Genomic DNA, 1,109 nt, shown 5'->3' on the forward strand with positions numbered 1-1,109 from the left:
CTGGACATTTTCCCACAACGGAGTATATTAGATGTATAATCCGAAGGAGGAATGTCTTTATGAAACTAGAGATAAGCATCAAATTCATTGATGAAAATGGCATGGAAGCAACCAAACCAGTGACGGTGGATACTTCGGTTCCTGATTTTGATGACTTCCATGATGTAAATGATTTCCTGCTGGTCTTCGACCAGCTTGAGAAAGCCGGACTGAAGCTGCGCAACGAGTCATTTTCCACCGCATTGGCCCAATATATGGAAACGATGTCTAAAAAAAACTGCACGGACAGCAAAGCACCCAAAAGACTGCCTCATACGTAATGGAGTCGGAAGCTGGACGGCTCCATCTGCACCTTTCTGCATCGCCTGGCTCCCCTTCGGTCTTCCCGGCAGTCTCCCCAAGGGAACGGCTCCAGACCTTGTCCTATGAGGAGCTTTCCACACGGCTGTGCAGCCTTGTAAGCTACCGCTGTGCCGCAGACATACTGAACCGTATGCTCCACCGCAGCCAGGGGACGGACGGCATCTGCCTGCGGACCCTGGCCGACTCCGTGGACAGGGAAGGGGCCCGGATAAGGGACTTTCAGGAACGCTTTGCTGAAAAAGCCCTAAAGGAACATGGCTTCGATCCCGTCAGCTGCCTTCCCCAGGCAGCCCTCCCATCGGAATACGTTCGCCCAGCCGTGCAGGACATGCCAGAAGAAAAAGTGGCAAAAGCAATCGAGCGCTGCAACGCCACCAGGACGGGACAGGAGCGGGTCGATGCTGCCCGGCTTCCGGGACGGTTGGAAGACCCTGCGGAGACTGCCTATATATCCATCGATGACATCGGCGTGACCCGACAGAAGGAAAGCCGGAAACCCGGGAGCGGACGGGAAACAAAATATGTGGAGAATACAGTCGTCCATGTCGCCCATGGAAGCGGGAGGTACATCCTGGCAGGGGTAGGGATGGAGGGGATGTTCCGCCTCCTCATCGCCTTCCTTCTGTCCAATGGCCTGATGAAGGGCCGGAACCTGGTATTCTTTACAGATGGTGCAAGCAACATCCGCAGCAGCCTGGAAAGGCTGTTTCCATACCGCCCATATACAGTCATCCTGGACTGGTACC

General features: G+C 54.5%; 2 protein-coding genes. Both read left to right on the forward strand.

The window, feature by feature from the left end; genetic code table 11:
- The first annotated feature begins 59 nt into the window (after nucleotides 1-59).
- A complete protein-coding gene (locus tag QZ305_RS11740; RefSeq protein WP_289964689.1) occupies nucleotides 60-320 on the forward strand; it encodes a hypothetical protein in 261 nt (86 codons plus the stop codon).
- A 173-nt stretch (nucleotides 321-493) separates the two neighbouring features.
- Nucleotides 494-1,109, forward strand: a 616-nt coding sequence (locus QZ305_RS11745; RefSeq protein WP_294732187.1) for a hypothetical protein, incomplete at its 3' end; no start/stop codon positions are given.

The sequence above is a fragment of the uncultured Faecalibaculum sp. genome, assembly GCF_910588395.1.
Classification (GTDB): Bacteria; Bacillota_I; Bacilli_A; order Erysipelotrichales; family Erysipelotrichaceae; genus Faecalibaculum.